The following is a 24918-nucleotide window of genomic DNA, read 5'->3' as shown; positions in this document are numbered from 1 at the left end:
CATGCACAGGCAAGCTATCTGCGTGCCAGACGGATAAGCAGGTCTTCCATATGGTCCACATGGGTTGCCCAAGCGAAATGCTCCTCCGCGTGTACGCGGGCCTGAGCGGACAGTCCCTCCAACAAGGACGGCATGTTCAGAATATCGCACAGTCCGGCTTCAAAGGCCCGGTCATCACGGGCCAGAATACCGGTCCTGTCCGGTAAAATGGCATTCTCATGGAGAAGGGCCATTCCGGGGGCTGACGGATCCATCGCAAGCACCGGCAGACCGGATGCCAGGGCCTCCAGAACCACCAGAGGAAAATTTTCCTGTCGTGATGGAAAAGCCATCAGATGGGACTGGTGGTAATAAGGCGCCGGATCGGTTTTGTGCCCGTGAAAAGTGACATAACGTCCAAGCCCCAATTCAATCGCCTGTCGTTCCAGAACTGGCCGTTCCGGACCGTCACCAACGATATCCAGATGCCATCGGCCCAAATGGCCAACATTTGCCATTCGCTGCAACAACCAGCCAATGCGTTTGCTGTCCTGCAAAGCCCCGATAGCAAGCACCCGCACATAGGCATCATCCGCCACACGCCGGATCTGCACATCCGGCGGAATGTCGACGCCGGGGGGTATGACCGTGAAGTTTACAGACCGATCGGTTGGATATCTGTTTCGCAAGATATCGGCAGCCGGCCGGCTAAACCGCACAGTGGTATCGGAATGTATCAGGGCCCATCGCTGCGCGCCTTCATAAAAGGTCTGTGCGATACGACGCTGAACCGGATCTGCGAAAAACCGTGCCATTTCATCACCCACATGCACTGAGTGCGGCAGATAGACCCAGGGCGTCTTCGGATAACGCCGCGCATGCGGCCTGACAAAGGTATGTTCGCTGATTAACGCCACATCGGGGTCATCGTCATATGATGTATTTCGGCCAAACCGGTCTATGAAACGGGCCGCGCCATAAAACAGGGCCGCGTGAGACAAACGCCATACCACCGTCAGGGGAATCTGGCGAAACGGCACCAATGTCAAACGACATGCATCGGCAACGCCCTCGTCCCCCTCAAATGCCAAAATGGAAATGTCATGCCCGCGCTCGGCCAGTGCCAGCGCCATACGACGGCTGTAAATCGCACTGCCGGCCCGTGTATCCAGATACCCCACACCAAGGCGGATATGAAGAGGCGCGGTCACTGGGCTTTGTCCAGCAGCTGTAACACTTTTACGAAACAATCGGCACTGTTCTCCCATGAAAAGGTTTCAGCGTGCGGTCTGGCCGCAGCCCGCATCGCCTGCAGAAGATCAGGCTGACCCAGAAGGCGGATCAGGGCATCGGCAACTGCACCCGGTGTATCCGCCTGGACAAGACAACCGGTTGTGCCGTCGATAACCGCTTCCACCGCTCCCCCTGCCCGTCCGGCCAGACTTGGAAGACCGCAGGCCGCAGCTTCCAGAAATACGAGACCGAAGCCTTCCGTATCTCCATCCGGCATGGTTCTGTTGGGCATGGCAAACAGATCGGCGGCACGGTAGAGCCGCACCAGATCACTATCGCTGAGAGGACCGGTAAACCGGATTATCCCGTCCATATCCAAATCGGCACAGCGCGCTTTCAGATGCGGTGTCAGCGGGCCGGTGCCTGCCAGAACCAGCCGCACAGTGGGAAAATGACGCTGAACCAGGGGCATGGCCTCTATCAGATAGTCAAACCCCTTGCGTTCCACATGACGACCGGCGGCGACGACCAGCGGACCGTCAGTGACCGCAAACCGTGCATGGAACTCCTGATCCCTGGCACCTGCGGTAAACCGGTTCAGGTCAACGCCGTTAGGCACCACACTGACATGTGACGGCTCCACACCATAGCGCTCCAGAATCTGCGACCGGCAAAACCGGCTGACGGCAATGACATGGCTGGCGTTGGCCAGAAACCGGCCACGACGGCGGCCGAAAATCGTATCGACTTGCTGGGTTATTTCCTCACCATGGGTGTAAAGGATAACGGGCCGCCGGGTCATCCAGCGTAAAGGGCCGGCAAGCCAGCCAAGGGTCAGGAGTTCCCCTAGGCAGATGATGTCGATCTTCTCCCGACGGACGGTTCTGACCAGATGAAACAACAGTGCCGTGCTGAAACGAACCTCATCCAGCAGGTTGTGCAAGCGGCTCACCAGTCCGGTGACCGGCCGTATCTGCGGGGTTGCCAAATGCCGGCGTCGGTGGATGGGATACCCGCAGGTCCTGTCATGCACGCGCCAGCCGGCTTTTTCCGCACCGTCAAAGCCATGTGTTGATGACAGGGCAACCACCCTGATCGCCCCCGGTTTGCCACTATGGTCCTGCAACAATCGGCACAGCCGGTCATAGACCATTGCCGAACCGCCAATGACAGGCGGGAAATTGTCGGAGACGAACAAAAGTGCGGGGGTGTTTTGCCGTATCCGTTCCATACTCCCCACCGCTCCCGCACTTGTCCCGGATTTTCAAAGCGGATTAGACCGCAGACCGGCGCAGACTGACAAGACCTTCCCGACAATGCGATACCAATATGACAAAGCGCTTTGCTTTGCAGGCCTCCTGCGTCAAATATGGCGACCAAAGGCAGAAAGGCGACCGTGTGATCAAAACAGCCCTTTTTCATCTGTTCAGCCGCTTGGTGACAAGCTATCGCGGTAAAAGGCTGCTGGAAGATACACTGTCCCCGGCTTTTGGCCAGCCCCGGTTCACGGCCGACACACCACCCTTCCCCCTGTCGCCGGCCCCCCGCGCGACGACCGTTGAAGAAATACCCGCCACCCTGTCAAAGACGCCGGTTTTTATCACGGCCCGCTTCCGCTCGGGCTCATCCTTTTTGTGGCATTTGTTTAATCATTGTGAAAACGTAACAGCATATTATGAACCCCTGAATGAACGCCGGTGGTTTCTGTCTTCGGAAACAGGTCGGGATGTCGACCCCACACACAGAGGCGTCAGCAGCTACGGCCTGTCCTATGACGGCATGGCCGATCTGGCGTCTCTTTTCGACGACGGCTGGGGCAGCGTGCGTCTTTTCATGGATGCCGCCGCGCATGATGCGCGGCTTGAAACCTATATCAATGCGTTGATTGACCGGTCACAGGGCCAACCGGTTTTACAGTTCAACCGCATGGATTTCCGTCTCGACTGGGTGAAAAGCCGCTTCCCAACGGCAAAAATCATCCACCTGACCCGCGACCCCCGAGAGCAGTGGATATCCATGCTCGGCCCTGATAGCGGCTGTACACCGGAAACATCCCTGAAGGCATTTGCGCCGTATGACCGTTTTTACCTGAAAACGTGGGCGCGGGATCTGGTACGCGTTTTCCCCTTTCTGGCATTGGACGACAGCGACAGGCCCTATCTGCTGCACTATCTGATCTGGCGGCTGTCCGACAGTGCGGGCCGGGCGTTCAGTGATCTCAGCCTGACATTCGAGGCACTTGTTGGCAGTCCGGAAAAAACACTGGGCCTGATTTCAAAAACCACCGGAACCGTGCTGGACTATGCAAACCTCCACCCCCTTTTCATCCCACCGGATACGGAGAAATGGAAACGCTTCGCCGAAGAAAACTGGTTTGCGGCCCTTGAAGCCAGAGGTGAAAGGCTGCTCGCTGCCGCATATGGCAAACCATATGGGTGAAGTGGCTTGCCAGCACGACGACCCACTTGATACAGGCATTTGAGGCGTGGTTACAGGGCACGCCATAACCCTATCCGCAAGGACCGAGACCGATTATGAGCATGCATCACCGGCTCACCCGTCTGCTGTCATTCCGGGACCGCCTCGCCGTCTTGTGGGCGCGCAGGCATGTACACATGGCTGCCGCCACGTTGGATGACAGGGCATTTTCCGACCTTAAAAGCCGGGCGCGCGGGCTCAGCCCATCCCTGATGGATCTGAAATATTTCGACACGGAATACTGGCTTGAGGATGCTCTCAGACGGGCCTACCGTCTGGGCATTCCGAAAGGCCTTTATGGTCGCATACTCGATATCGGGACCGGCTTTGGGTATTTTCCCTATATTTGTGAATATTTCGGTCACACAGCCCACGCAATCGACCGGGAAGGGCATGGCCTTTATGATGCGGCGACGGGTATATTGGGCCTTACACGCCGACATCATACAGTCACCGCCTTTCAACCGATCGCGACACCGGACAATGACACCGACAGATATGATCTGATTACGGCTTTCCAGATCGCTTTCGACCGGCCAACGCTGAAAACGCTTTGGGGTGCCGATGAATGGGACTATTTCATCCGTGACATGCTGGATAATCGGCTGCGTGATGGCGGGCGCCTGCATCTGGAACTGAACTATATTCATTCCATCGGACGCTGGTACAAACCCGAAGTGACCGCTGTGTTCAAAAGCCACGGTGCCAAACTGGATTTCGAACGTATCACCATTACCAAACCTTCAGGCTGACCCATACACAGCCACGGCCAACCTTTTTATGAATTTTCAGGGAAAGACAGATTTTATGTCCGATCTCAGCTTTGCCGAAACACTGGACCAGATTGACAGCCGCTCGACAAATCAGAGCATCACAGTAGCGGAAAACTGGCTGCAGGGCCGTACCTGTTACGGTGGTATGTCCGCCGCCATTGCAGCGCGGGCGGCGGCAACGTGCATTGACGACGACAGACCGTTGCGGTCTCTGCTGGTCGCCTTTGTCGGGCCCGTCGGTGCAGGAGACACCGACCTTACGGCAGAATCATTGCGGCACGGTAAATCCGTCACACTGGTTGAAAGCAGACTGAAACAACAGGGCAGTGTAGCCACGCAGATGACAGCCGCCTTCGGCAAACCGCGCGATACCGTAGGAGCAGAAACCATCCATGTGATGGAGGCCGAACCGCGCGACTCTGTACCCCCCGCCCCTTTTCTTGATGGCGTCATGCCCGGCTTTCTAAAGAATTTCGAAATTCGCTGGACGGGCGGCGGCGTTCCGGCCACAGGCCAGAAAGATACCCGCCTTGGAATGTGGGTCCGTCATCTGGATGACATGTCCCGTTACCCGGCGGAATGCCTGACAGGCATTGCCGACGTCCCGCCACCCTTGATGATGTCCCATTTCGATCGCCGTATCATGGCAAGTTCTCTGACATGGTCCCTGGAATTCATCTGTCCGCCGGCTGAAATCAGGAATGACTGGTTTTACCTGGATTATCGGCTGGAGGCGGCCTCGCAAGGCTATTCTCAGCAATCGGGACGGGTTTTCGATGCCAACGGACGTTTGCTCGCCGTTTCTCACCAGTGCATGACCTATTTTCCGTAAAGCATGTGCAGAGACTGGCCGATCTGCCTCTTCAATCTGAGTTAAAGGTCTTGTTGCCCCATGCTCGCCCGGCCCCTCATAGGGTACGATCCCGTGGGTGGCCGGGCGGGGGCGTGGGACGGTTAAGCGCCTGCAAATTTACCTGGCGCCGACGATCTTTTCGATCAGGGCGGGGTCATCCGGCAGCAGTTCGGATTGAACCAGGCGCGGCACGACCTTCCGCCAGTCGGGCCACATGGCATAGGCACGGGCATAAAGCGGTAGTGCCTGTTCCACATACCCGCCTGCGGCAAGTGTGGTGGCATGCCAGAAAATCGCTTCGTGATTATCCGGCATCAGGGCTTCAGCGGCTTCATAAGCCTTGAGGGCCTCTTCAACCTTGCCTTCGGTCCATAGATCATCCCCCTTGTTCATCAGCTTGTAACCACGGGCGACCGTCAACAGTCGTCGCATTTCACGCACTGGGGCAGCATGATCATCAACCCGCAGGTCGAAGCTGCGCTGGTTCCATGGCGCCGTGCCTTTATCTCCTTCAACGACGATGAGCGCAGCGGATTGTTTGCCGCGGATATCACCGCCTTCCGCCTGAGCGGCCTCCAATGCACGCATAAGCTTCTCTGCCAGATCACCCTCCGTTCCCTCATACGCACGGACCATGGCATCACAAACCGTATCTTTCAGCATCAGATTGGCCTGAAGGCTGTATCCATCACCTGTATGGTGACAATGTTCGACAATGGCACGAGCGCCTGTGTGTGCCGCCACACCGCCATCGGCATCAACCATACCCACCTGCCGCACGGCCACGCCCTCATCGCTTTGCAGAAGGGACCGCAAAGCTTCTGGCGCCGTTTTGCCGGCGCGCATCAGGTCCAGTCCCAAGGGCCCGTATGTCACTTCGGTAAAGGACTGGGTCGCAACCGCACCGACACCGGCCTCGGCCCAGGCGACGCGTGCGCCGACCGAAAACCAGTGCGACTGCACAGCCACCCCGAGGGCACCGGTGGTTTTATCGCGCGCCACGATGGAATAGGTGTGCGTGGGACGGACCACAGGACGCGTATCCTCCTGCGCGACGACACCCGGCATGGCCAGCACGGCCGCACCAAAGCCTGCGATCAGACAAATCAGCTTCATATCTTTTCCCCCTGTTGAGGGGGCAGCCTGCCACGGCACAGAAAGGCCGACAAGAGATGAAACAGCCTTTCCAGGATCGCCCCGGCACCTTCCGGAAAGCGGTCAATTGGGCTGGCGCCGCTTCACAAAATGTCACAAGTTCCTGTTGAGGTTTGATTGGCAAAGGTGCCGCCAATCCGCAACAAACACCCGTCGAACACCGCTGTGTTGCAAGCGGATATGACGGGGTACAGAAGCGGATAATCGGCAAGTTTGGGGGAACAAACTATGTTATTGCGTGCGCGTATCACCCGCAACGGCCTGGCGGCTCTTCTGGTTGTGGCCGGTAGTGTGATCACGGCCCACAACATCATACGGGCACTGACGGAAGACCGTTATGACACCGTAAAAACCCAGGCAGAGAATGCTCTGTGGCATACTGCCATGAATGTTCGTGTCGCAGCCATGCGCAGTTACGGTGATACGCTTCTGGGAGCCCCGGAAGTGGCGTCCGCTCTTGCTGAAGGCGATATGACCGGTGTGCGCATGTATCTGGACAGCCGCCTGACGGGACTGGATACGCATGGCGCCTGGGATGGACTGGTTATTTACGGGTCGGGCGGCGAACAGCTGACGGCGCTTGCCGACAACGGATCCATACCCGCCCGTCTCGACCCCGCCCAGACAGAAGACCTGCTGACTGCGACCCGTCGGCGCGGCGGCACAATCAACGGTCTTGTCTCGGTACCGGGTCTTCCGCCCCAATTGGTCCATGCACGCAGAGTGAACCTTGCCTCGGGAGAGGGCATCGGTGTTTTTCATCAGTCCGTTGACAAGGTACTGAACGAATTCGCTGCGCAGCAGAATGTAACGGCAACGGTGCTCACGGCGGACGGCAGCATTTTCAGTACCAATCAGTCCATCTATCGGACACTGGGCCTTTCGCAGGAGATCCTGAAAAATGCCGCCAGTGATGCAATTGCCGAGGAAATCACCGTCAATGACCGCATCTTTGAAGTCTCCATCCTGCCCATCCAGAACGCCCTTGGGAATCGTTTCGGGCAGCTGATCGTCGCACAAGATCAGACAGGTTTCCTGGGCGCACTGTTCTTCTGGGACAAAGGGTCCCTGATCGTTGTCGGTCTCGCCGTAGTGCTCGGGGCCGTCGCGCTGTATCTGACATCCCGTCGGGCCCTTTCACCACTTAATGAAGCGGTCATTGCGCTAGAGGCCCTTGCACGCGGCGATACATCCGTCTCCCCGAGTGCACCCCACGGCGATGAAGTCGGCCAGATGGTCGAAGCAATCGAAATCTTCAAGGCAAGACGCCTTGCAAACGAAGCCCGCGAGCAGGCGGCAGCAAAGCGTGAAGAAACCCTGCGCCGGGAAGCGGAGGAAGAGAAACAGCGCCGCCGCGAGGAACAGAACCGCATAGAACGCGAACGGATGGAACGAGAAACAACCGAACGAGAGGCGCTGCGCCGCAAATTGCTGGAAGATCTGTCCCAGGATTTCCGCGCCAAGGTGTCCCCTCTGATCGTCGGCATGGAAACCGCCGCACAGGACATGGTGCATGCAACAGCTGCCCTGTGTGAACAAGCCGACAGCGCCAACACGCTGTCCGTGTCCGCAGCGGAAGAGACCGCGGCAGCCAACCAGTCACTGAGCAGCGTGGTTCAGTCGACAGTGGCGCTCAGCAGCTCAATCTCGGATATCGGCAGCAGTACAGGGCTGAGCCGGGTAAAAGCGGATGAAGCGGTCGGGGACAGTCAGGCGGCTTCGGATCAGGTCGAACGCCTCTCGGAAATGGTTGGCACTATTGGCGACATCACGACAGCCATCACCGAAATCGCCGAGCAGACCAACCTTCTGGCACTCAATGCAACGATTGAGGCCGCCCGCGCAGGCGAAGCCGGCAAGGGCTTCGCCGTCGTCGCAAACGAAGTGAAAAGCCTGGCCAGCCAGACAGCAAAGGCCACACAGGAAATCGAAGGACGCATACAGGCCATTCAGGAAGGTACGGAAGGTGTGACCGAGGGCATGTCGCGGGTCCGGCAGGCCATTGCGGGGGTGACCACCTCGATCGAAGAGATTTCTTCCGCAATCGATAACCAGACCCGCGAAACAGATACCATTGCCAGCATGGTCGAACAGGCCGGCCAACGCTCCGATAAAGCCGTGCACAATCTGGACACTCTGAAGGGCGCCGCAACCGACACGCGGGCCTCAGCCGTGCACATGCATGAAACAAGCAGCGCTGTCGCAACCCGTGCCGATGAACTGAAACGGGAAGTGGACGCCTTTCTCAGTCAGTTGGCCCAAAGCTGACGGCTGCCTTTTCCCCAGGACAAGGGCGGGACCATATGGCCCCGCCCTGTGTACTCTCATCCCCCGCAAGGGCCGTCCTTTTAGAAACTGGTGCGCGCCGTCAGGCCGAAAGTCCGCGGCTGGTTGGTCAGAAAACCAACGCGCGCGCGGGTTCCGCGCTCACGGTCCAGCGACAGCAGGGCACGCTCATCAAAGACATTGTTGATGAAGAAAGACAGCTCCCAGGTTTCCGTGCGGACGCCAAGACGCAGATTGGCAAGCTGATAGTCCGGCAGTTGGGGGTCGAAGGTGAAGGTATCCTGCGTGATGCCCCCAAGGTCGAACAAATCAACCGTGCCAAAACCGTCCACCTGATCGCCTATTTGCGTAAAGCTGGAGCCCACATGCTGGAAAGTGCCGGTGATGAAACCGGTCAGGACATTGTCAAAGGGATGCATATATGTCGCTGCGGCATTCAACTGGAATTCCGGGGCCGTCGGCAGACGGTTACCGCGTTCAATCCCCGCGACAGGGCTTGTCACGCCATCAACGGTCGATGTCACGGTTGACCGGATTTCAGCATCAACAAAAGATGCGGCAACCGCAAAATCGAAATTCTCCGTCGGCTGATAGGCGAATTCAGCCTCGACACCGATGGACCGTGCCGACGGGACGTTGAAAACGATACGTGAAGAACAAGACCCCGCATCGATCGTGGCCTGCAGATTGTCGATATCGCTATAGAAACCGGCCACATTGAAGGTTCCACGGCCGCCATCGAAGCTTGCCTTGGCACCAATTTCGTAGTTCCAGATTTCCTCATCCTCGAAGGTCGGGCGGTTACCAAAGGTCTGCAGGTCTTCGTCACTACAAAGCGGTGTATTCAGCGGGTCATTGATCCCGCCAAGACGAAAACCCTTCGCGACCTGGGCGTTGACCTGAAGGTCACTGGAGACATCATAGCTGAGAATAAAGCGCGGATTGACACCGTCTGAAGAAACATCCCCATCAACGCCATCAGGACCAGTCTGGTCGGTGAAAATACCGTCAAAGACCAGATTCCGGTCCTCCTCGAAGTCAAACCAGCGAAGGCCCGCTGTAAAGCTGAGTGCATCCGTGAATTGGTAGCTGGCCTCACCGAAAAGGGCAATTTGTCTGAAATCAAACGCAAAATCCGAAAAGAACAGGATGTCAGTACTGACCACATCACCCGCTGTGGGAATATCAGTCGCCTCTTCAAAACCGGCCACATTCAGCGTCTGACCGTAATCACGGGTAAAATCCTGATAAAATCCGCCGACAACCCATTGCAAAGGCCCATCACCGCTGGACGCCAAGCGGATTTCCTGAGTAAAGGCCTGGAGGTCGGTAACATCCACAAGCGGCGCGTCCAGTTTGGCTACATCCAACGGCAAGCCCTGGCTGCCGCCGGTGATGGACCCCGTCAATTGGGTCGCATCCCGCGTAATCACCACTTCGCGGTCGGTGTAGGAACTGATGGATGTCAGGGTCACCCCTTCGAAATCATATTCGATTTTAAGGTCGAACAGCAGGAAATCGTCTTCCAGTCCTTCTTCAAGCTGTGTGAACTGTTCACGTTCTCCAAGAGTGACAGGCGGCAGATCCGCGTCGGTCGTGAACGGGTTGCCAAGGATATTGTAGGCATCAATCCGTGGAAAACCATCGGTGTCGATCTTCTGGAAAACGACCCTGGGCGTGATCCGCAGATTTTCATTCGGCTCGATGGCAAGCGCCAAGCGTCCACCGTAGCGGCGGCCATCATTCACATCATCATCCACCGGAAAAATCGGATTGCCCAGCTGGTCCACCTCGGTTGAAGGCTGAATGGCATCGATAAAGCCGGGCAATCGGTCATAATAGGCGACGGCCCTCAAGGCGACCTTGTCTTCCACAATGGGAACATTCACCGCCCCTTTCAGGTTCCACCCCATGCCGCCGCCTTCGACAACCGAATAATTGCCTTCGGCAATGCCGGCGGTCTCATTCATTTCCGGCTCATTGGTGATATAGCGCAGGGTCCCGGCCAGCGAACCCGATCCGAACAGCGTACCCTGCGGCCCCCGCAGAATTTCAACGCGGTTGAGGTCAAACAGATCAAGATCCGGTGTAAAAAGGGCGACGGAAATCGCTGACTCATCCAGATAAATACCAACCTGTTCCTTGACGCCCGGCTGGTCACGGATCACCTGCCCTGCGGAAATTCCGCGAATTGCCAGCTGGCTCTGTCCCAGCCCCAGATCCACGACCGTCAATCCGGCAACATTGCGCGCCAGCTGCGGCAGATTGCTGGCGCCGCGGTAACGCAGTTGCCGCTCGGTCTTGGCATCAATGGAAAAAGGGACATCCTGAAGGGTTTCCGTACGCTTACGGGCGGTCACGACAATTTCTTCCAGCTTGTCCACACTTGTGGCGCCGCCCTGCTGAGCATTGGCACCGCCGCCCCCTGTGACAACACAGGCTGCCATAACAGTCCCCATCACCCAATGGGCTGATGCCGCATAAAAACAGCTCACACCGCTGGCCATATATTTTCCTTTCAATTACAAGGGCCTTATCAAATGGAAATTGCCATAATTAGTTGTTTGAAACAATAATTACAACTTATCATCACAAAATATAATCATAGCGATTATGAATGAGATAACCGCTTGTGTAAGCCATTAAATATGTGTGGCAAATACAAAGACATCACTGAATGAATAATCATTCACGTCGATAAACTTCCCGGTGAAACCGAATAAAGCATTTTTTCAAAGAAGAAAACCGAAGTCAGGAAACAAGAATTTCTATAAATTTATCAAAACGTAATAAATAATACACATTATATAGCGTGCAACTCATAAAGGCATACAAGAAACCGGATCACGGTTTTAAACATCACCCGCCATCCAAACACGCACATTGTGTACTGTTGGATGTACAGATTGCTGCGAAGTCGCCGGTCGGCCCGTGATCCTGGAAGTCCGATGCATGGGATACCGACCATTTGACGACGCAGCCTCATGCACTGTTGCGTCAGCCAAGTGCTTGCGCAAGATCCGCTTTCAGATCGTCAACAGCCTCGATCCCGACGCTGAGACGTACCAGATTATCAAGAATGCCGAGGACTTGGCGCTGTGCCGGTGGAATGGAGGCATGGGTCATGATCGCCGGATGATCCACCAGGCTTTCCACACCGCCCAGACTTTCAGCCAGCGAAAATACCTCGACCCGCTCGAGAAAACGGCGGCTGTCGTCAAGACCGCCACGCAACAATATGGTCACCATGCCGGAAAAAGCATCCATCTGACGTACCGCCAGATCATGCTGCGGATGGCTGGCAAGTCCCGGATAGATCACACGCGCAACCTTGTCATGACTTTCCAGCCATTCCGCAATCGCCAAAGCATTCTCACAGTGACGTTCCAACCGCACCGGAAGCGTCTTGAGGCTGCGCAGTATCATGAAGCTGTCGAAAGGCCCCTGAACAGCGCCGCTGGAATTCTGGAGAAAAGCAATCCGCTCGATAAGGGCCGGCCTGTCGGCTGCGACCAGCACACCACCAACCACATCCGAATGGCCACCAAGATATTTGGTGGCGGAATGCAGCACCATGTCAATGCCGTGTTCGATAGGGCGCTGGCAGTAGGGCGAGGCAAAGGTATTGTCGGCCACGGTCAGAATATCATGCCGTTTCGCCAAAGCCGCAATCGCAGCCAGATCAGCCAGCTTCAACATGGGATTTGTCGGTGTTTCGATCCATATCATCTTTGTTTCCGGACGGATCGCAGCCTCCAGAGCGTTCAGGTCGCTAAGATCGACAAGGCTGAATTTCAAGCCGGATGTCCGTTCCTTGACCTTGGTAAACAATCTGTAGGTGCCGCCGTACAGGTCATCCATGGCAATCACATGATCACCTGCATCCAGCAGATCCATTGCCGTGGACACCGCCGCCATGCCGGAAGCAAAGGCAAAACCCGCCGCCCCCCCTTCCAGGTCGGCGATACAGGCTTCATAGGCCGCACGCGTGGGATTATGCGTACGGGAATATTCCCACCCCTTATGAACGCCTGGGCTGTCCTGCACATATGTGGAGGTCGCATAGATCGGGGTCATGATCGCCCCGGTCGTCGGATCGGGCTGTTGCCCCGCATGAATGGCGCGTGTGGCAAAACCACGCCGGTTCCGTCCGTCTGTCATAAGAGAACGTCCTTTGTCTGTGTCTGTATAGTCCGGTGAAGCCGGCGCCTTACTGGGTGCGCAGACCGGCCCGCAGATAGTTGATGACGTCAATCCGCGTCACCAGGCCGTAAAAATTGGCCTCATCGGCAATGATCGGCACCATACCCGCATCGAATATGGGAATCAGATCATCCAGCCTTGCGGTCGGTGCAACTGTCTTAAGCTGCCGGCTCATCACATCGCCGACCCGGTGAGCGAATTCTTCCTCATCGTCTTTTACGGCCATCAGAATATCGGTTTCATCGAGAATACCGACAAGCGTGCTGTCTTCATCCATGACAGGAAGCTGGCTGACATCATAAAGCTTCATCTTTCCGTAAGCTGCCATCAGTGTGTCAGACGGCCGCAGTGTCACCACCGCACGGTCGGTATGACGCCGCGATACGAAGTCCCGAAGGTCGCCAAATTTTTGACGTTTGATGAAGCCCTGATCCTCCATCCAATAATCGTTATAGGCTTTGTTCAGGTATTTGTTGCCGGTGTCACAGACAAATGTGACAACCCGTTTGAGTGATGTCTGTTCGCGGCAATAGCGCAATGCCGCAGCGATCAATGTGCCGGAAGAACTGCCGCCCAGAATGCCTTCTTTCCTGAGAAGGTCGCGCCCCGTCATCAGGGCCTCCTTGTCACCTACCGTAATACCGCAGTCTACAACACCAAGATCCAGTGTATCGGGGATGAAATCCTCGCCGATACCCTCGACAACCCAACTGCCGACACTGTTGGGAATCGAGCCGGTATTGACGGCTTCGGCCACGATGCTGCCCTCAGGGTCGGCAACAATGATCTCAACCTTTGGATCCTGCCGTTTCAGATACTGCCCTATGCCGGTGATGGTACCGCCGGATCCGACACCCGCAATAAAGGCATCGATGCGTCCATCCATCTGCTGCCAGATTTCCGGGGCCGTGGTTTTTTCGTGGGCACGGGGATTTGCCTCATTGGCAAACTGATTGACGAAAAAACTGCCCGGCGTTTCGGACGCCAGACGCAGGGCAACATCCTGGTAGTATTCGGGATGGCCTTTTGCCACATCCGAGCGGGTCAGAATAACCTCGGCACCAAGGGCCTGCAGATGCATGATCTTGTCGCGGCTCATCTTGTCGGGAATGACAAGCTTGAGCTTATACCCCTTTTGCGCAGCCACCAGCGCCAACCCAAGGCCGGTGTTGCCGGCCGTGGCTTCGATGATTGTGCCGCCGGGCTTGAGCTTGCCTTCATCTTCCGCCGCATGGATCATTTCCAAACCGATACGGTCTTTGATCGATCCACCGGGGTTCTGGCTTTCCAGTTTCAAATACAACTCACAAGGGCCCGTATCCAGATGGCTCACCCGCACCATTGGCGTGTTGCCGATCAGATCAAGCACCGATTCCGCCGGTTTCTGCAAAACCGGTTTGCCATCAGATGACATGCCTTTTCCTCCTGTATCCGGCTCCCTCAAAAGGCCATGAAAGACCATAGTACGCCAGCGATGCACGGTTGACGATTTATGATTTTCAGACTGCCGGGGCCGCCCTTGTAACGTGCGGCTACGTCTCGACCAAGGGGGTTTTTACGACACATATGCCAGGACAGTCCTAATCCGGTTGGCCGTGGCTTGCGTAAACCCGACTACAACCCCCACACGACAGCATTGAAGGAGCTTACGCATGACGTTTTTCAAAGCAGCTGGCCTTGCTGCCCTGATCGGACTGACCGGAATGGGCGGTGAAGCCGCCGCCGACAATCATGGCAAAAAAGCCCACGCCATGGCAAAAGCAGACATCGTCGATACTGCGGTAAATGCCGGTAGCTTCAACACCCTTGTTGCGGCTGTAAAGGCCGCCGGCCTTGTCGAAACACTGAAAAGCGATGGCCCTTTCACTGTTTTTGCACCGACAGACGCCGCCTTCGCAAAACTGCCGGATGGCACACTTCAGTCATTGCTGATGCCGGAAAACCGCGACCAGCTTGTCAAAATCCTGACCTATCATGTGGTGCCCGGTGCCGTTTACAGCAAGGATCTGCTCGGCAAGACGCTGGAGGCCGGAACGGCTGCCGGCGAGGCACTGGCCATTGATGCGACCGGAAGCGGCGTAAAGGTTCAAGGCGCCAACGTGGTGACAGCAGATGTGGCTACGTCAAACGGCGTTATCCACGTTATCGATACGGTGCTGCTGCCCCAATAGCGTTACACACCAATGCCTTAATCATTGCCCAAACAAGTTCCGAGTCATTTCCGTTCCGAGTTTAGTCCCCCACATGGGCAATACTCGCCGGCTCCTTTCCTCAAAGCGGGGAAAGGAGCCGGGCCTTAACCAAGACCCTGAATTGTCTTAAAACCCTGTTCAGGGCGCTTTGTAGACAGCACCGTCTTTCATCACGAACGTGACGTTTTCGAGCACCGACACATCGGCAAGCGGATCGCCCGATACAGCGATGATATCGGCAAGATATCCCTGTTTAAGCACCCCCAGCTCATTCTCCTTGCGCAAAAGGCGCGCCGACTGAATGGTGGCGGACCGGATCGCCTGAATTGGGGTCATACCGAAACGTACCATGCGTGCAAACTGTCTGGCGTTGTCACCGTGCGGATAGATAGCGGCATCCGTACCGAACACAATTGTCACTCCCGCACGGACAGCTGCGGTGAAACTGTCCCGCTGGGCTTTGGAGACCTGGCGTTCCTTGTCCAGGTTTTCTTCAGGCACACCGTTTTCCTCACCATAGGTGAGCGTGTATTCGGTGTTGTAGATGTCCATCGACAGGGCGGTACCGTATTCCTTGGCAAGGGCTATGGCTTCAGCGTCCAGAAAACTGGCATGTTCCACGGAATCGACACCGGCACGGATCGCCGCCTTGATACCGTCAGTGCCGTGTGCATGGGCCGCCACCGTCAGCCCGCGCAGATGCGCCTCTTCGACGATGGCCGTCATTTCCTCTTGCGTGTATTGCTGGATACCGACCTTGGTTCCTTTGGAAAAAACGCCGCCAGTCGCACAGAATTTGATCAGGTCGGCACCGTATTTGATATTTTCCCGCACCTTCGCCCGCGCGGCCCAGGGACCATCGGCGACACCTTCGGCTATGATTTTCTGTTCGGGGGGCGGAAAATTGTTATCGCAATGCCCGCCGGTGACGCCAAGGGCAGGACCCGATGCAAAAATACGCGGCCCCTCGATATCCCCGGCATTGATACCGTCACGCACACCGATGACACTATAGCCGGCCGCACCCACATCGCGCACGGTCGTGAAACCGGCCATCAGACTGCGGCGGGCGTTGCCGACAGCCGTCACCGTCTGCCGCGGAATGGAATGACTGAGCCCTTCGAAAAAGGGAATGGTGGCATTACCGCTTAAATGCACATGCATATCCATAAGACCGGGCAAAAGCGTATGGCCAGGCAGATGGAGCTGACGCGCGTCGGCCGGCCATGTCATCGCCGCCAATGAACCGACCATGGCGATCCTCTGACCCTCGACGACAATGACGGGACCTTCGACCCGCACGCCCCGTTCCACATCGATGAGTGCATCGGCGGTGATATACAGAGGGTCTTCTTCCTCGGCGAAAGACGGTCCCGCAATCAACACCGTCACGGCGATGAGGAACAGGCGAGGCAGCATGTGTATCGTCCTTATGCAGCTGGGATAAATGTCAGACACTCAGGCCGTTTGTGCAGCGGTGCGGGTCTTGGCCTTGTCATATTCAGCCTTGGCGTGGGCAAACTGGTCACGCGCCTTGACAATATAGGACAGCACCTCATCGACATAGCCATCGGTGGATGCCGACCAGACTCGGTTCACATAGCGTTCGCCAGCGGCAAAACTGGACATGATGTCAGCGTAAGCACGCAGGCCGAACAGCTGCTTCATGCTTTCCCGGGCATCGGCAAAAGCCATCAGATCGTGCCGAAGGCTACGATCGATCTCAAAGCGCATGTCATACGTTGGAATGGCCTCCTTGCGATCGGCAAGCCCGGCGAGCGTGGTGGCGATATTGTCCAGGCTGGTTTCCAGAATTGTACTCTGTTGCATCAGATGACCGTCATGATGGCGGGCGCTGTGCCGCGCCCGGTGCAACAATACGATACCGAGCACACCAACACCGATAACAGGCAGAAAAAACGGCCACTGGACCTTAAGGGGGTCAAGGACCGCCAGAAAAGCGCCGGTCAGAAATGCCATGGCGACAAGCAGTCTGGATGCAATTTGCATGGAACGGTCTCCCACGTCCTACCCGGCACCGGCAATCATGTAGACGGCAAAGCCGACACCGACCAGGGCTTCGCCCACAATCAATCCCGCCGCGATCGGGATACCCTTGTTATCGGACCAGTCCGGCCCTTTCCGACGGTCGGACAGCTCCCGTAACAGGGTACCGATCGAGTAGGTCAGGACGATATTGAAGGGCAGGTAAAAACCCAATCCGACAGTGATGCCCAATCCCCCCTGCACAGCAGACAGAAGGGCGCCCAGAAGGGCTCCGGCCAGATATTTTTCCGCCGGAACGTCACCGCCCATGATACCGGACACCATCGATGCCAACGCCTGCCCCTGGGGAGCGGGAAGTTTATCCGAACCAAGGCCGTATGCCCCATGCAGGGCGAAAATCAGCAGGATAATAACGATAGGCCCGAGCCAGGCGCCCATGAACTGACCCATTTGCTGCATCCGCGGCGTGGCGCCGACCAGATATCCTGTTTTCAGGTCCAGCATCAGATCGGTCGCCTGACTCATGGCAACACAGGTGGCCGCACCGACGGTAACCGCCGCGACAATGGCCTGTGTGTCATCCATGCCGCCAAAAGACTGGGTAATGATGATCAACAGCGTCACAGCCACCAGCGTCATGCCGGACAATGGCGACCAGTTGGTGCGTCCGATCGCTTCCGACAGAATGATGCCAGCCATCCAGATCCAAAGCGTGCCGAGCACCGACATCATCAATCCGCGCAGCAGCCCGACCTCGCTTGCAGAGGTCACGGCCATCACGGCCAACAGGATCGCCGCACCGACAATAGCGATATACAGCAGACGGATAGGCATTTCGTCGCGGACAAAGGCGCTTTCGGTCTTGGCCGCGGACTGCATGGACCCGATGGCGGAACGGATCAAGGGAAAGGCAAAGGCCACACCGACAACAGCACCCCCTATCAACATGCCGATACCGACGGGACGGTAGAGCAATGTGCGTAACGTCGAAGGCACCGTGACCTCGCTGCCATCAACAATCGGAAACATGCCGGTCAGATCCAGCATCGGCGACAGAAACCAGTAACAGACATAGCCGCCAATAATGAAAGCCAGACCGCCGCGACCGGCGATATACCCGACACCGATCGTCATCAGCGACAGATACCATGTACCGTTCAGATAATCAGGAAGCCCGAATTGAGCAAACAGAGGCCAGTTCTCCACTTCCGTCGTCAGACTGGTAAAATGCACCAGCCCGGACAGGAGCATGGCCCCCACCAGCAGGCGGGCCTTTTCAACACCGGCACCGGGCGATTTGAGTATGGAGGCAACGGCCACCCCTCCCGGATAGGTCAGACGCTCGAAATCAATCATCTGCTTACGCAGAGGTATGATGAACGCAATACCAAGAAACGCCCCGGCAATGGCACCGAAGGTGACCACATACGGATTGAACGCGGTCGGATAGCCAAGGATGAAAATCGCCGGCACCGAAAACATCATCCCGGATGACGCGCCATTGACCGCACTTGCCACCGTTTGCGCCACATTGTTTTCCACGATGGACCGGCGACGCAGAAGGCCGCGCAGGATACCGAAACCGAGAATGGCCGCCAGTTCGGAGCCTTCAATGGAAAACCCCAGTTTCAGGCTGGCATACCCGATGGACAATGCAATCAGCACCCCGAGAATATAGCCGACGATGACTGCCTGCGGCGTCAGCTCGGGATAAGGGCCGCTGATGATCGGCCCTATCCCCTGCGAAGGCGGTGGCAGCGTCTGATCCTGTGGCTGCACACCACGTCCCGTGGTGGTTCCGGCAGATGATGGCAAGGCCCCTTGTCTCCCCTTCAATTTATCCACCCTGACTGCGTAGGAGATGATCCATCTGGAAAACAGGGAACCTTTTTGTTCCATGACAGTTTGGTGATTTTTTATACACACCGCGCCCAAATGCTTGTCAGCCGTCACAAAGCGACATAAGCAGGTCGGCTCCGTCAAGCGCAGCACTTGGAGACTACGCATAGTTTAAGGTGCATGTACAGAGACGCGAAACATCATACTCGAGTGTTTTCAAGATGTGGCAGGAAGAAACAGCGCGGGATGCCCGCTGGTGGCGTGACCGCGTGGCAAGACATGGAAGCGAACTGACGCGGCTTGCAGGGCCCGCCGTGATGATGCGGCTGGGCGTTGTCGGACTTGGCATGGTCGATACGGCCATGGTGGGCCACTATGCCACGCGGGATCTGGCATGGCTGAACCTGGCCAATCAGTCGTTGATCATGTTTGCGCTGGTCGCGGCTCTCGGGCTGCTGATGGGGACACTGGTCTTCACCGCCAATGCTTACGGCGCTGACGACATGGCGGAGTGCGGACGTGTCTGGCGGCGGTCCCTGCCGTTTGCGGGCGGACTGGCGGTTCTGATCCTGATCGTACTGTTGCCGGCCGAGCTGTGGCTTGGCCTGCTCGGTCAGCCCGACGACATGGCGGCGGAATCGGGACGCATTGCCCGTATTCTGGCGCTGGGTATGCCGGCGCATCTTCTGTTCATTCATTCAACCATGTTTCTGGAGGGTGTCAAACGCACCGAAGTTGGATTTTACCTGATGATGGCCGCCAATGTGATCAATGCAGGCCTGAACTATCTGCTGATCTATGGTCATGGCGGTTTGCCGGAAATGGGGGCGGCAGGTTCGGCATGGACTTCAACGGTGGTGCGTTGGTTTCTGGCGGGCAGCGTCATTTGCTATGTCTGGTGGTCGCCGAGCCTGACACAATACGGACTGCGGAAACCCCATGGCCAGAAATGGTCCGACTGGTCGGCCCAGCGCCAGATGGGCTATGCCTCCTGCGTATCGCTGACGGCAGAGGTTCTGGCATTTGGAGCACTGGCGATTTTCGCCGGCTGGATCGGTACCGTGCCGCTGGCCGCACATGGCGTGGTGTATCAGGTTCTGGGCGTGCCACTGATGATCGCCGTCGGTATCGGCGTGGCGTCCAGTGTGCGGGTGGGTATTGCCTTTGCCCGGCGCGACCGCCTGGACACCCTGCTTGCGGGGCTGATGGGGCTGGCGGTAACGCTGGTTATCGCGGGGACTTTCGCGCTCGCCATTGCACAATTCACAGCGCCCGCGCTCGGCATTTTCACGGACGACCACCGCGTGGTGGAGATTCTGCTGCCCATTACCTTGGTTTTTACACTGGGCATGTTGCTGGACGCCCTGCAGATGGTGATGGCAGGGGCCCTGCGCGGCCTGAAGGAAACCTGGTGGCCAACGGCCCTGCAAACAACCGCCTTTGTCGGCGTGATGCTGCCTGTCTGCTATATCCTGGCGTTTCCGATGGACCGGGGCCTGCGCGGCCTGATGGAAGGCACCCTTGCCGGCGTGACGGTTTCCTTCTTTTTTCAGCTTGCACGGTTCCGGCATCTGGTATCTTTGCGGCGCTGACCTCAAACACAGACACCCCGCCGTTCAGGGCGGGGCGGACTGCCGGGATCAAATCCAATTCGGGTACATGACAAAAAGGCACATTACCAACAGGGGCAAAGGTGACATATGGCCAGCATGTCGATCAGTCTTTCGTATTGTTTCAAACTGCCGTCCTTGAAATTTCCACCCGCCACGGCTTTTCCGGTCTTCCTTGCCATTCTGGCACTGACACCGGTACCGGCGAGCGCACAAAGCCTTGATATACTGGACCGTCTGAACGGTGCCTTCAATACGGTGGAACAGTCTCTCAGCAGTCTTTTTCTGGATGACCTCGTCCCTGAAGACATGTCCATCCGCCTTGGCCTGGGCGGCGGCTGGGTACCGGACTATATGGGGTCCGACAATTACCGTTTCGCCGTCATCCCGATGATCGATATACGCTACAAGGATATTCTGCACCTGAACGGCGGACGGCTGGTTTACCGCGCCTTCAAGAGCGGCAATTTCGAGGCCGGCCCACTTGTGAATCTGACATTCGGCCGGCAGGAAGAACGCAACGATATCTTGGAAGGACTGGGCGACATTGGCACCACACTGGATGTGGGCGCATATGCACAATACAGGACAGAGGTGATGCAGCTGACGCTGGACTGGCGGAATGCACTGGGCGCAGGCCAGGGCACCACCCTGTTGTTCACGGCGGGGCACGGCCTATATCGCAATGAAAGACTGACACTGGCGGCCGCACTGAGAGCGCGCTGGCAATCGGATGAAGCGATGCAGACGAATTTCGGCATCACACCCGCTCAGGCCGCCAACTCCCGCGCGGGACTACAGCCTTTCGAGGCATCGTCCGCCGTTTCGGAAGCCAATATCAATCTGATCGGCACCTATGAGCTCAGCAATATCACGCGTCTTTACGGTCTTGCCTCGTACGGCCGCCTGTTCGGCGATGCGAAAGACAGCCCGATTGTGGACGGGCCGGGCTCAGCCGATCAGATTATCATCGGAACGGCGTTTCAGATTCAGTTTTAAACGCCGGCCACGGCGTGCGGTCAGGCAAACCAGCTGCTGATCTCGTCCAGCGGTTTCTTGTCTATGACCGGCACTTCTGCATCGCTGGCCGGTCTACCGGTGACAACCACCATGATGGCCCGTTCGTTCTTCGGGCGTTCGCACAATTCGTTCAGAAACGTCATCGGCGACGGCGTGTGGGTCAATGTCGCCAGACCCGCCTGATGCAAAGCGGCAATCAGAAAACCACAGGCCAGGCCGACGCTTTCATGCACGTAATAATTCTGTTCGCGGGCACCGGTCTCCGGGTCCAGCCCGTACATCTGGCGGAATACAACGATCAGCCAGGGGGCTGTTTCCAGAAAGGGTTTGTTGGCATCTGTGCCAAACGGTTCCAGATCCTTCAGCCACTCCTCGGACGCACGGCCACTGTAAAAGGCTCTTTCCTCTTCTTCCGCGGCATCGCGGAGAGCCTGTTTTTTTGTAGGGTCCCCTATCACCGCGAAATGCCAGGGCTGCTTGTTGGCGCCGGACGGCGCCCGGCCCGCCGTCAAAACAGCATTGCGAATCACAGCTTCCGGGACAGAATCATCGGAAAACTGCCTGACCGTGCGGCGTGTTTTCATCAGTTCCAGAAAGTCCCTGGACCGAATCTCCATTTCCGCCGCATCGGGCGTTGCAAGATCGGTCAGGGGTTGAAATTTCGCCTTTGTCATCCGCGATGCCTTGGTTAACGATAAATGCATGCAGGCTCTTATCGGTTTCGCCCGCCGGATACCAGTCTATCCCGTCCGCTGGGCAGGGAAAGGACTGTTTTTGCCCGTCGCCGTGTTGATGGGCTTTGCCATCATTCTGGGACCGTACGGCGTTGGTGCACAGCCTATCGTGCTGCGTCCCGGCGATGTACTGCCCGCATTGCAGAACCCCATGGAAAATGACGACGGGCAAGAAAATAAAGACAAAGCCGTTCTGTTTTATATCAACGGTCCTGCCGTACACGGTTTATCAGCCCATGATGCAAACCGTTTTTTCCATATGGGCCGTCTGGCCCGGTTGAGTTTGAGTCTTGTCGCATTGCGCCTTGCGGACAGGGGTATGCTGAACCTGAACACGGCTCTGCACCACATCATGCCCGAACTTGTGGAAGACCCCGCATTTACCATCGTGCCAAAAGTGGCTCACCTTCTCAGTGAAACCGGCGGTTATGCCGTACCACCCTGGTACAGCAAGGACTGGGGTGCGGCGGACCGTTTGCAACCGACGCAGCGATTACGCCCCTATGTCATGCGCCTGCGCCGGGCCGGACAGATGCCCCATGACGACCCCGTGGGATGGGCCCTGCTGGCCATGGCGCTGGAACAGGTCTCATCCCGCCCCTTGCGGGACCTGATAACGGCTGAGCTTTTGCAGCCCCTCGGATACGATGGCGAAGCAATCAGTTGGCCCGGCAACCAAAGCGAAAACACTCTTTCCACCCTTCCTTCAGCATTCCAGCCCGTCCTGTCGCTTGAAGCAAAGGGCGCGGTTTTGGCGGATATTGCCCGCCTCGTTGTGCGCAACAGACTGCCGGGAGGGGCCCGTTACCTGACACATGAAAGCCACGGCCTGTTGGCTAACCGTGTGCTGTGGCACATGCATCCCATGGCCTCTGTGCGGACAGCCGGGCTGATTGCCGACAAACGACATGGGCGCACACGTCTCAGCCTGCCCGGCCCCGTCTGTGGCACGGACAGCAGTCTGATCGCATATCCGGCGGCGGAACTGGTTTTTGTTCGTCTGTCAATGACCGGCTGGCATCAGGCGACGGACTGCAGGATCAGCCGCTTGTGGCATCGGACCACCGAAGCCATTGCTGAACATTATATCCCGCCACAAAACCCGTCCCGCCAGATGGACGCGGCGCGCAAGTTGGTTCCGCCGCAAAACCTCAGCGGTTTTTATGTGCGTGATGATGCCCCGACTGCCTGGCTCAAACTGCGCTTGAACCGTATCAGGGAAGCCACCGTTTTTGTCGCGGATCATGGCGCTTCCGGGTTGGAAATACGCCGTAACGGAAGTGTCCGCAGGTTTGACCCCGCCACGCCCTACCATTTCACGGGCAAGGATGGCGGCACCCTGACATTCAGTCAGGCGCGCGGTAGGGGGTATTTTGTTATGGATGGTCATCTCTACCGCCATGTCGGCGTTCTTGGTGACGAGCGGCTCGTTCTGGCGCCGTTTCCCTGGGTGCTGCTGATTTTGCTGACATCGGTATTTTACTGGCGGCATCCGAAAAAACCCTGGCGCCGGATGGGCCGTTTCGGCGCCACAGGCACCGCGATGTTCGGCGCTGGGCTGCTTATGGAATTGCATTTCTGGCCTTATGCACTGCTTCTTCAGGACGAACCTCTCGCCGTTCTGGGCTGGCGGCTGTTATTGAATGGCGGCTTGATGCTGATCCTCACCCTGCCGATGTTCGCACTCTCCTTTGCACGCAAGGGGGAGATGCCGGCCGGTATAGGCATCTTTCTCGGACCGTTGCACCTGACACTCTTGACGGCGGCGGCGCTGGTGCTGTTCCTTCTGACCGTTACCTGGGGACTTGCCGGAACCTTTTGGCCACTTTGATCCGCTCCGGGCAGCGGGGGGTGCCCGCCGCAAACGCCGAACAGACGGTTAAGGATATGCAGGCGTGACGGACAAGCAGATATCTTTCGGATTAAGCACACCGCGTGTGGCAGCCATGCTGAGCGAACTGGCGGAAGAGGATAGCCGTTTCAAAAAGGCGATCGCGACGGCCGGAATGCCGGCGGAACGGAAAAGCAGCCCCGGCATGGCCACCCTGATTCGTATCATCATCGGCCAGCAGGTCTCCACCAGGGCCGCCGCCAGCATTGCCGGGCGGCTGTTTGATCTCATCGGTGAAACGCCCGATCCGGCATATATACTCAGCCAATCGGATGAGGCCCTGCGTGCCGCCGGCCTGTCACGTGCCAAGGTTCTTTACGTACAATGCCTGGCGGAGGCAATTGGCTCGGGCACTCTGGACCTGGACGGATTGGGCGGCCTGCCCGATGAAGACGCTGTCGCCGCCCTTACGGCCATCAAAGGCTTCGGCCGCTGGAGCGCGGAAATGTACCTGATGTTTGCCCTCGGCCGACCCGACATCTGGCCGGTGGGCGATCTGGCGGTTCGCATCGGAACGGCGCGAATACTGGGGTTGGATAATCCGCGTCCCGCTCCGAAAGATCTTGAGGCACTCAGCCACCCCTGGCGGCCGAAACGGAGTGCCGTGGCCCTTCTGGCATGGCACTATCAGAACAATGTGCCTCTATAAAAAACCCGGGGTCAGG

The 24918-nt window shown here is 57.3% G+C and carries 19 protein-coding genes; 9 read left to right on the top strand and 10 right to left on the bottom strand.

Annotation, left to right across the window (positions count from 1 at the left end):
- Positions 1-14 precede the first annotated feature (14 nt).
- Together BXY39_RS17970 and BXY39_RS17965 are read right to left on the bottom strand one after the other, a co-directional pair.
- Positions 15-1190: a glycosyltransferase family 4 protein gene (locus BXY39_RS17970; RefSeq protein WP_170163949.1), complete on the bottom strand. Its 1176-nt coding sequence runs from the start codon at positions 1188-1190 to the stop codon at positions 15-17.
- Entirely contained in the window at positions 1187-2443 is a 1257-nt protein-coding gene (locus BXY39_RS17965) for a glycosyltransferase family 4 protein (protein WP_121940287.1), read from the bottom strand. The genes BXY39_RS17970 and BXY39_RS17965 overlap by 4 nt, the downstream gene beginning before the upstream one ends.
- 98 nt (positions 2444-2541) lie before the next feature.
- Here BXY39_RS17965 and BXY39_RS17960 point away from each other — a divergent pair, with 98 nt between their 5' ends.
- The 3 genes from BXY39_RS17960 to BXY39_RS17950 all read left to right on the top strand — a co-directional run bounded on the left by BXY39_RS17960 (position 2542) and on the right by BXY39_RS17950 (position 5295).
- A complete protein-coding gene (locus tag BXY39_RS17960; RefSeq protein WP_121940286.1) occupies positions 2542-3651 on the top strand; it encodes a sulfotransferase in 1110 nt (369 codons plus the stop codon).
- A gap of 95 nt (positions 3652-3746) precedes the next feature.
- Positions 3747-4442 carry a class I SAM-dependent methyltransferase gene (locus tag BXY39_RS17955; RefSeq protein ID WP_121940285.1) on the top strand — a complete coding sequence of 232 codons (696 nt, stop codon included), beginning with the start codon at positions 3747-3749 and terminating at the stop codon, positions 4440-4442.
- Positions 4443-4497: 55 nt separating this feature from the next.
- Positions 4498-5295 carry a thioesterase family protein gene (locus tag BXY39_RS17950; RefSeq protein WP_170163948.1) on the top strand — a complete coding sequence of 266 codons (798 nt, stop codon included), beginning with the start codon at positions 4498-4500 and terminating at the stop codon, positions 5293-5295.
- Positions 5296-5433: 138 nt separating this feature from the next.
- On the opposite strand, the gene BXY39_RS17945 is transcribed toward BXY39_RS17950, so the two are convergent.
- Complete coding sequence (locus tag BXY39_RS17945; protein WP_121940283.1) at positions 5434-6432, bottom strand: DUF1028 domain-containing protein; 999 nt, start codon at positions 6430-6432, stop codon at positions 5434-5436.
- 267 nt (positions 6433-6699) lie between these two features.
- Here BXY39_RS17945 and BXY39_RS17940 point away from each other — a divergent pair, with 267 nt between their 5' ends.
- On the top strand, positions 6700-8739 hold the full coding sequence (locus BXY39_RS17940) for a methyl-accepting chemotaxis protein (RefSeq protein ID WP_121940282.1): 2040 nt from the start codon (positions 6700-6702) through the stop codon (positions 8737-8739).
- An 80-nt stretch (positions 8740-8819) separates the two neighbouring features.
- On the opposite strand, the gene BXY39_RS17935 is transcribed toward BXY39_RS17940, so the two are convergent.
- The 3 genes from BXY39_RS17935 to BXY39_RS17925 form a co-directional block, all read right to left on the bottom strand.
- Positions 8820-11204 carry a TonB-dependent receptor gene (locus tag BXY39_RS17935; RefSeq protein WP_245999456.1) on the bottom strand — a complete coding sequence of 795 codons (2385 nt, stop codon included), beginning with the start codon at positions 11202-11204 and terminating at the stop codon, positions 8820-8822.
- 550 nt (positions 11205-11754) lie between these two features.
- Entirely contained in the window at positions 11755-12918 is a 1164-nt protein-coding gene (locus BXY39_RS17930) for a cystathionine gamma-synthase (RefSeq protein WP_121940281.1), read from the bottom strand.
- A gap of 49 nt (positions 12919-12967) precedes the next feature.
- Positions 12968-14374, bottom strand: coding sequence for a pyridoxal-phosphate dependent enzyme (locus BXY39_RS17925; protein ID WP_121940280.1), 1407 nt, complete (start codon positions 14372-14374; stop codon positions 12968-12970).
- Positions 14375-14663: 289 nt separating this feature from the next.
- Between BXY39_RS17925 and BXY39_RS17920 the strand changes: the two genes are divergently transcribed.
- Entirely contained in the window at positions 14664-15131 is a 468-nt protein-coding gene (locus BXY39_RS17920) for a fasciclin domain-containing protein (protein ID WP_121940373.1), read from the top strand.
- A 159-nt stretch (positions 15132-15290) separates the two neighbouring features.
- Here BXY39_RS17920 and BXY39_RS17915 read toward each other — a convergent pair whose 3' ends face one another.
- The 3 genes from BXY39_RS17915 to BXY39_RS17905 are packed head-to-tail and all read right to left on the bottom strand — an operon-like array spanning position 15291 to position 18974.
- Positions 15291-16571: a Xaa-Pro dipeptidase gene (locus BXY39_RS17915; protein WP_121940279.1), complete on the bottom strand. Its 1281-nt coding sequence runs from the start codon at positions 16569-16571 to the stop codon at positions 15291-15293.
- Between the two features lie 39 nt (positions 16572-16610).
- A complete protein-coding gene (locus tag BXY39_RS17910) occupies positions 16611-17162 on the bottom strand; it encodes a hypothetical protein (protein ID WP_121940278.1) in 552 nt (183 codons plus the stop codon).
- An 18-nt stretch (positions 17163-17180) separates the two neighbouring features.
- Positions 17181-18974 (bottom strand): OPT family oligopeptide transporter, encoded by a 1794-nt coding sequence (locus BXY39_RS17905; RefSeq protein WP_245999454.1) that lies wholly within the window; start codon positions 18972-18974, stop codon positions 17181-17183.
- 245 nt (positions 18975-19219) lie between these two features.
- Here BXY39_RS17905 and BXY39_RS17900 point away from each other — a divergent pair, with 245 nt between their 5' ends.
- Together BXY39_RS17900 and BXY39_RS17895 are read left to right on the top strand one after the other, a co-directional pair.
- Complete coding sequence (locus BXY39_RS17900; protein WP_121940276.1) at positions 19220-20590, top strand: MATE family efflux transporter; 1371 nt, start codon at positions 19220-19222, stop codon at positions 20588-20590.
- A gap of 117 nt (positions 20591-20707) precedes the next feature.
- A complete protein-coding gene (locus BXY39_RS17895; protein WP_170163947.1) occupies positions 20708-21607 on the top strand; it encodes a MipA/OmpV family protein in 900 nt (299 codons plus the stop codon).
- A gap of 20 nt (positions 21608-21627) precedes the next feature.
- On the opposite strand, the gene BXY39_RS17890 is transcribed toward BXY39_RS17895, so the two are convergent.
- Complete coding sequence (locus BXY39_RS17890) at positions 21628-22302, bottom strand: nitroreductase family protein (protein ID WP_121940372.1); 675 nt, start codon at positions 22300-22302, stop codon at positions 21628-21630.
- 28 nt (positions 22303-22330) lie between these two features.
- Here BXY39_RS17890 and BXY39_RS17885 point away from each other — a divergent pair, with 28 nt between their 5' ends.
- Positions 22331-24193: a serine hydrolase domain-containing protein gene (locus BXY39_RS17885; RefSeq protein WP_121940274.1), complete on the top strand. Its 1863-nt coding sequence runs from the start codon at positions 22331-22333 to the stop codon at positions 24191-24193.
- A gap of 64 nt (positions 24194-24257) precedes the next feature.
- Entirely contained in the window at positions 24258-24902 is a 645-nt protein-coding gene (locus BXY39_RS17880; RefSeq protein WP_211332329.1) for a DNA-3-methyladenine glycosylase family protein, read from the top strand.
- The last annotated feature ends 16 nt before the right edge of the window (positions 24903-24918 follow it).

It is taken from the genome of Eilatimonas milleporae, assembly GCF_003688555.1.
GTDB classification, from domain to species: Bacteria; Pseudomonadota; Alphaproteobacteria; order Sphingomonadales; family Kordiimonadaceae; genus Eilatimonas; species Eilatimonas milleporae.
The sequence above is the reverse complement of the archived record's forward strand: the minus strand, read 5'-3'. Positions and strand labels throughout refer to the sequence as shown.

Coding starts and splice junctions, on each gene's coding strand:
- BXY39_RS17965 (WP_121940287.1), bottom strand. CDS start 2,443: ATGGAACGGATACGGCAAAACACCCCCGCACTTTTGTTCGTCTCCGAC.
- BXY39_RS17960 (WP_121940286.1), top strand. CDS start 2,542: ATGACAAAGCGCTTTGCTTTGCAGGCCTCCTGCGTCAAATATGGCGAC.
- BXY39_RS17955 (WP_121940285.1), top strand. CDS start 3,747: ATGAGCATGCATCACCGGCTCACCCGTCTGCTGTCATTCCGGGACCGC.
- BXY39_RS17950 (WP_170163948.1), top strand. CDS start 4,498: ATGTCCGATCTCAGCTTTGCCGAAACACTGGACCAGATTGACAGCCGC.
- BXY39_RS17945 (WP_121940283.1), bottom strand. CDS start 6,432: ATGAAGCTGATTTGTCTGATCGCAGGCTTTGGTGCGGCCGTGCTGGCC.
- BXY39_RS17940 (WP_121940282.1), top strand. CDS start 6,700: ATGTTATTGCGTGCGCGTATCACCCGCAACGGCCTGGCGGCTCTTCTG.
- BXY39_RS17935 (WP_245999456.1), bottom strand. CDS start 11,204: ATGGCAGCCTGTGTTGTCACAGGGGGCGGCGGTGCCAATGCTCAGCAG.
- BXY39_RS17930 (WP_121940281.1), bottom strand. CDS start 12,918: ATGACAGACGGACGGAACCGGCGTGGTTTTGCCACACGCGCCATTCAT.
- BXY39_RS17925 (WP_121940280.1), bottom strand. CDS start 14,374: ATGTCATCTGATGGCAAACCGGTTTTGCAGAAACCGGCGGAATCGGTG.
- BXY39_RS17920 (WP_121940373.1), top strand. CDS start 14,664: ATGGGCGGTGAAGCCGCCGCCGACAATCATGGCAAAAAAGCCCACGCC.
- BXY39_RS17915 (WP_121940279.1), bottom strand. CDS start 16,571: ATGCTGCCTCGCCTGTTCCTCATCGCCGTGACGGTGTTGATTGCGGGA.
- BXY39_RS17910 (WP_121940278.1), bottom strand. CDS start 17,162: ATGCAAATTGCATCCAGACTGCTTGTCGCCATGGCATTTCTGACCGGC.
- BXY39_RS17900 (WP_121940276.1), top strand. CDS start 19,220: ATGTGGCAGGAAGAAACAGCGCGGGATGCCCGCTGGTGGCGTGACCGC.
- BXY39_RS17895 (WP_170163947.1), top strand. CDS start 20,708: ATGTCGATCAGTCTTTCGTATTGTTTCAAACTGCCGTCCTTGAAATTT.
- BXY39_RS17890 (WP_121940372.1), bottom strand. CDS start 22,302: ATGACAAAGGCGAAATTTCAACCCCTGACCGATCTTGCAACGCCCGAT.
- BXY39_RS17885 (WP_121940274.1), top strand. CDS start 22,331: ATGCAGGCTCTTATCGGTTTCGCCCGCCGGATACCAGTCTATCCCGTC.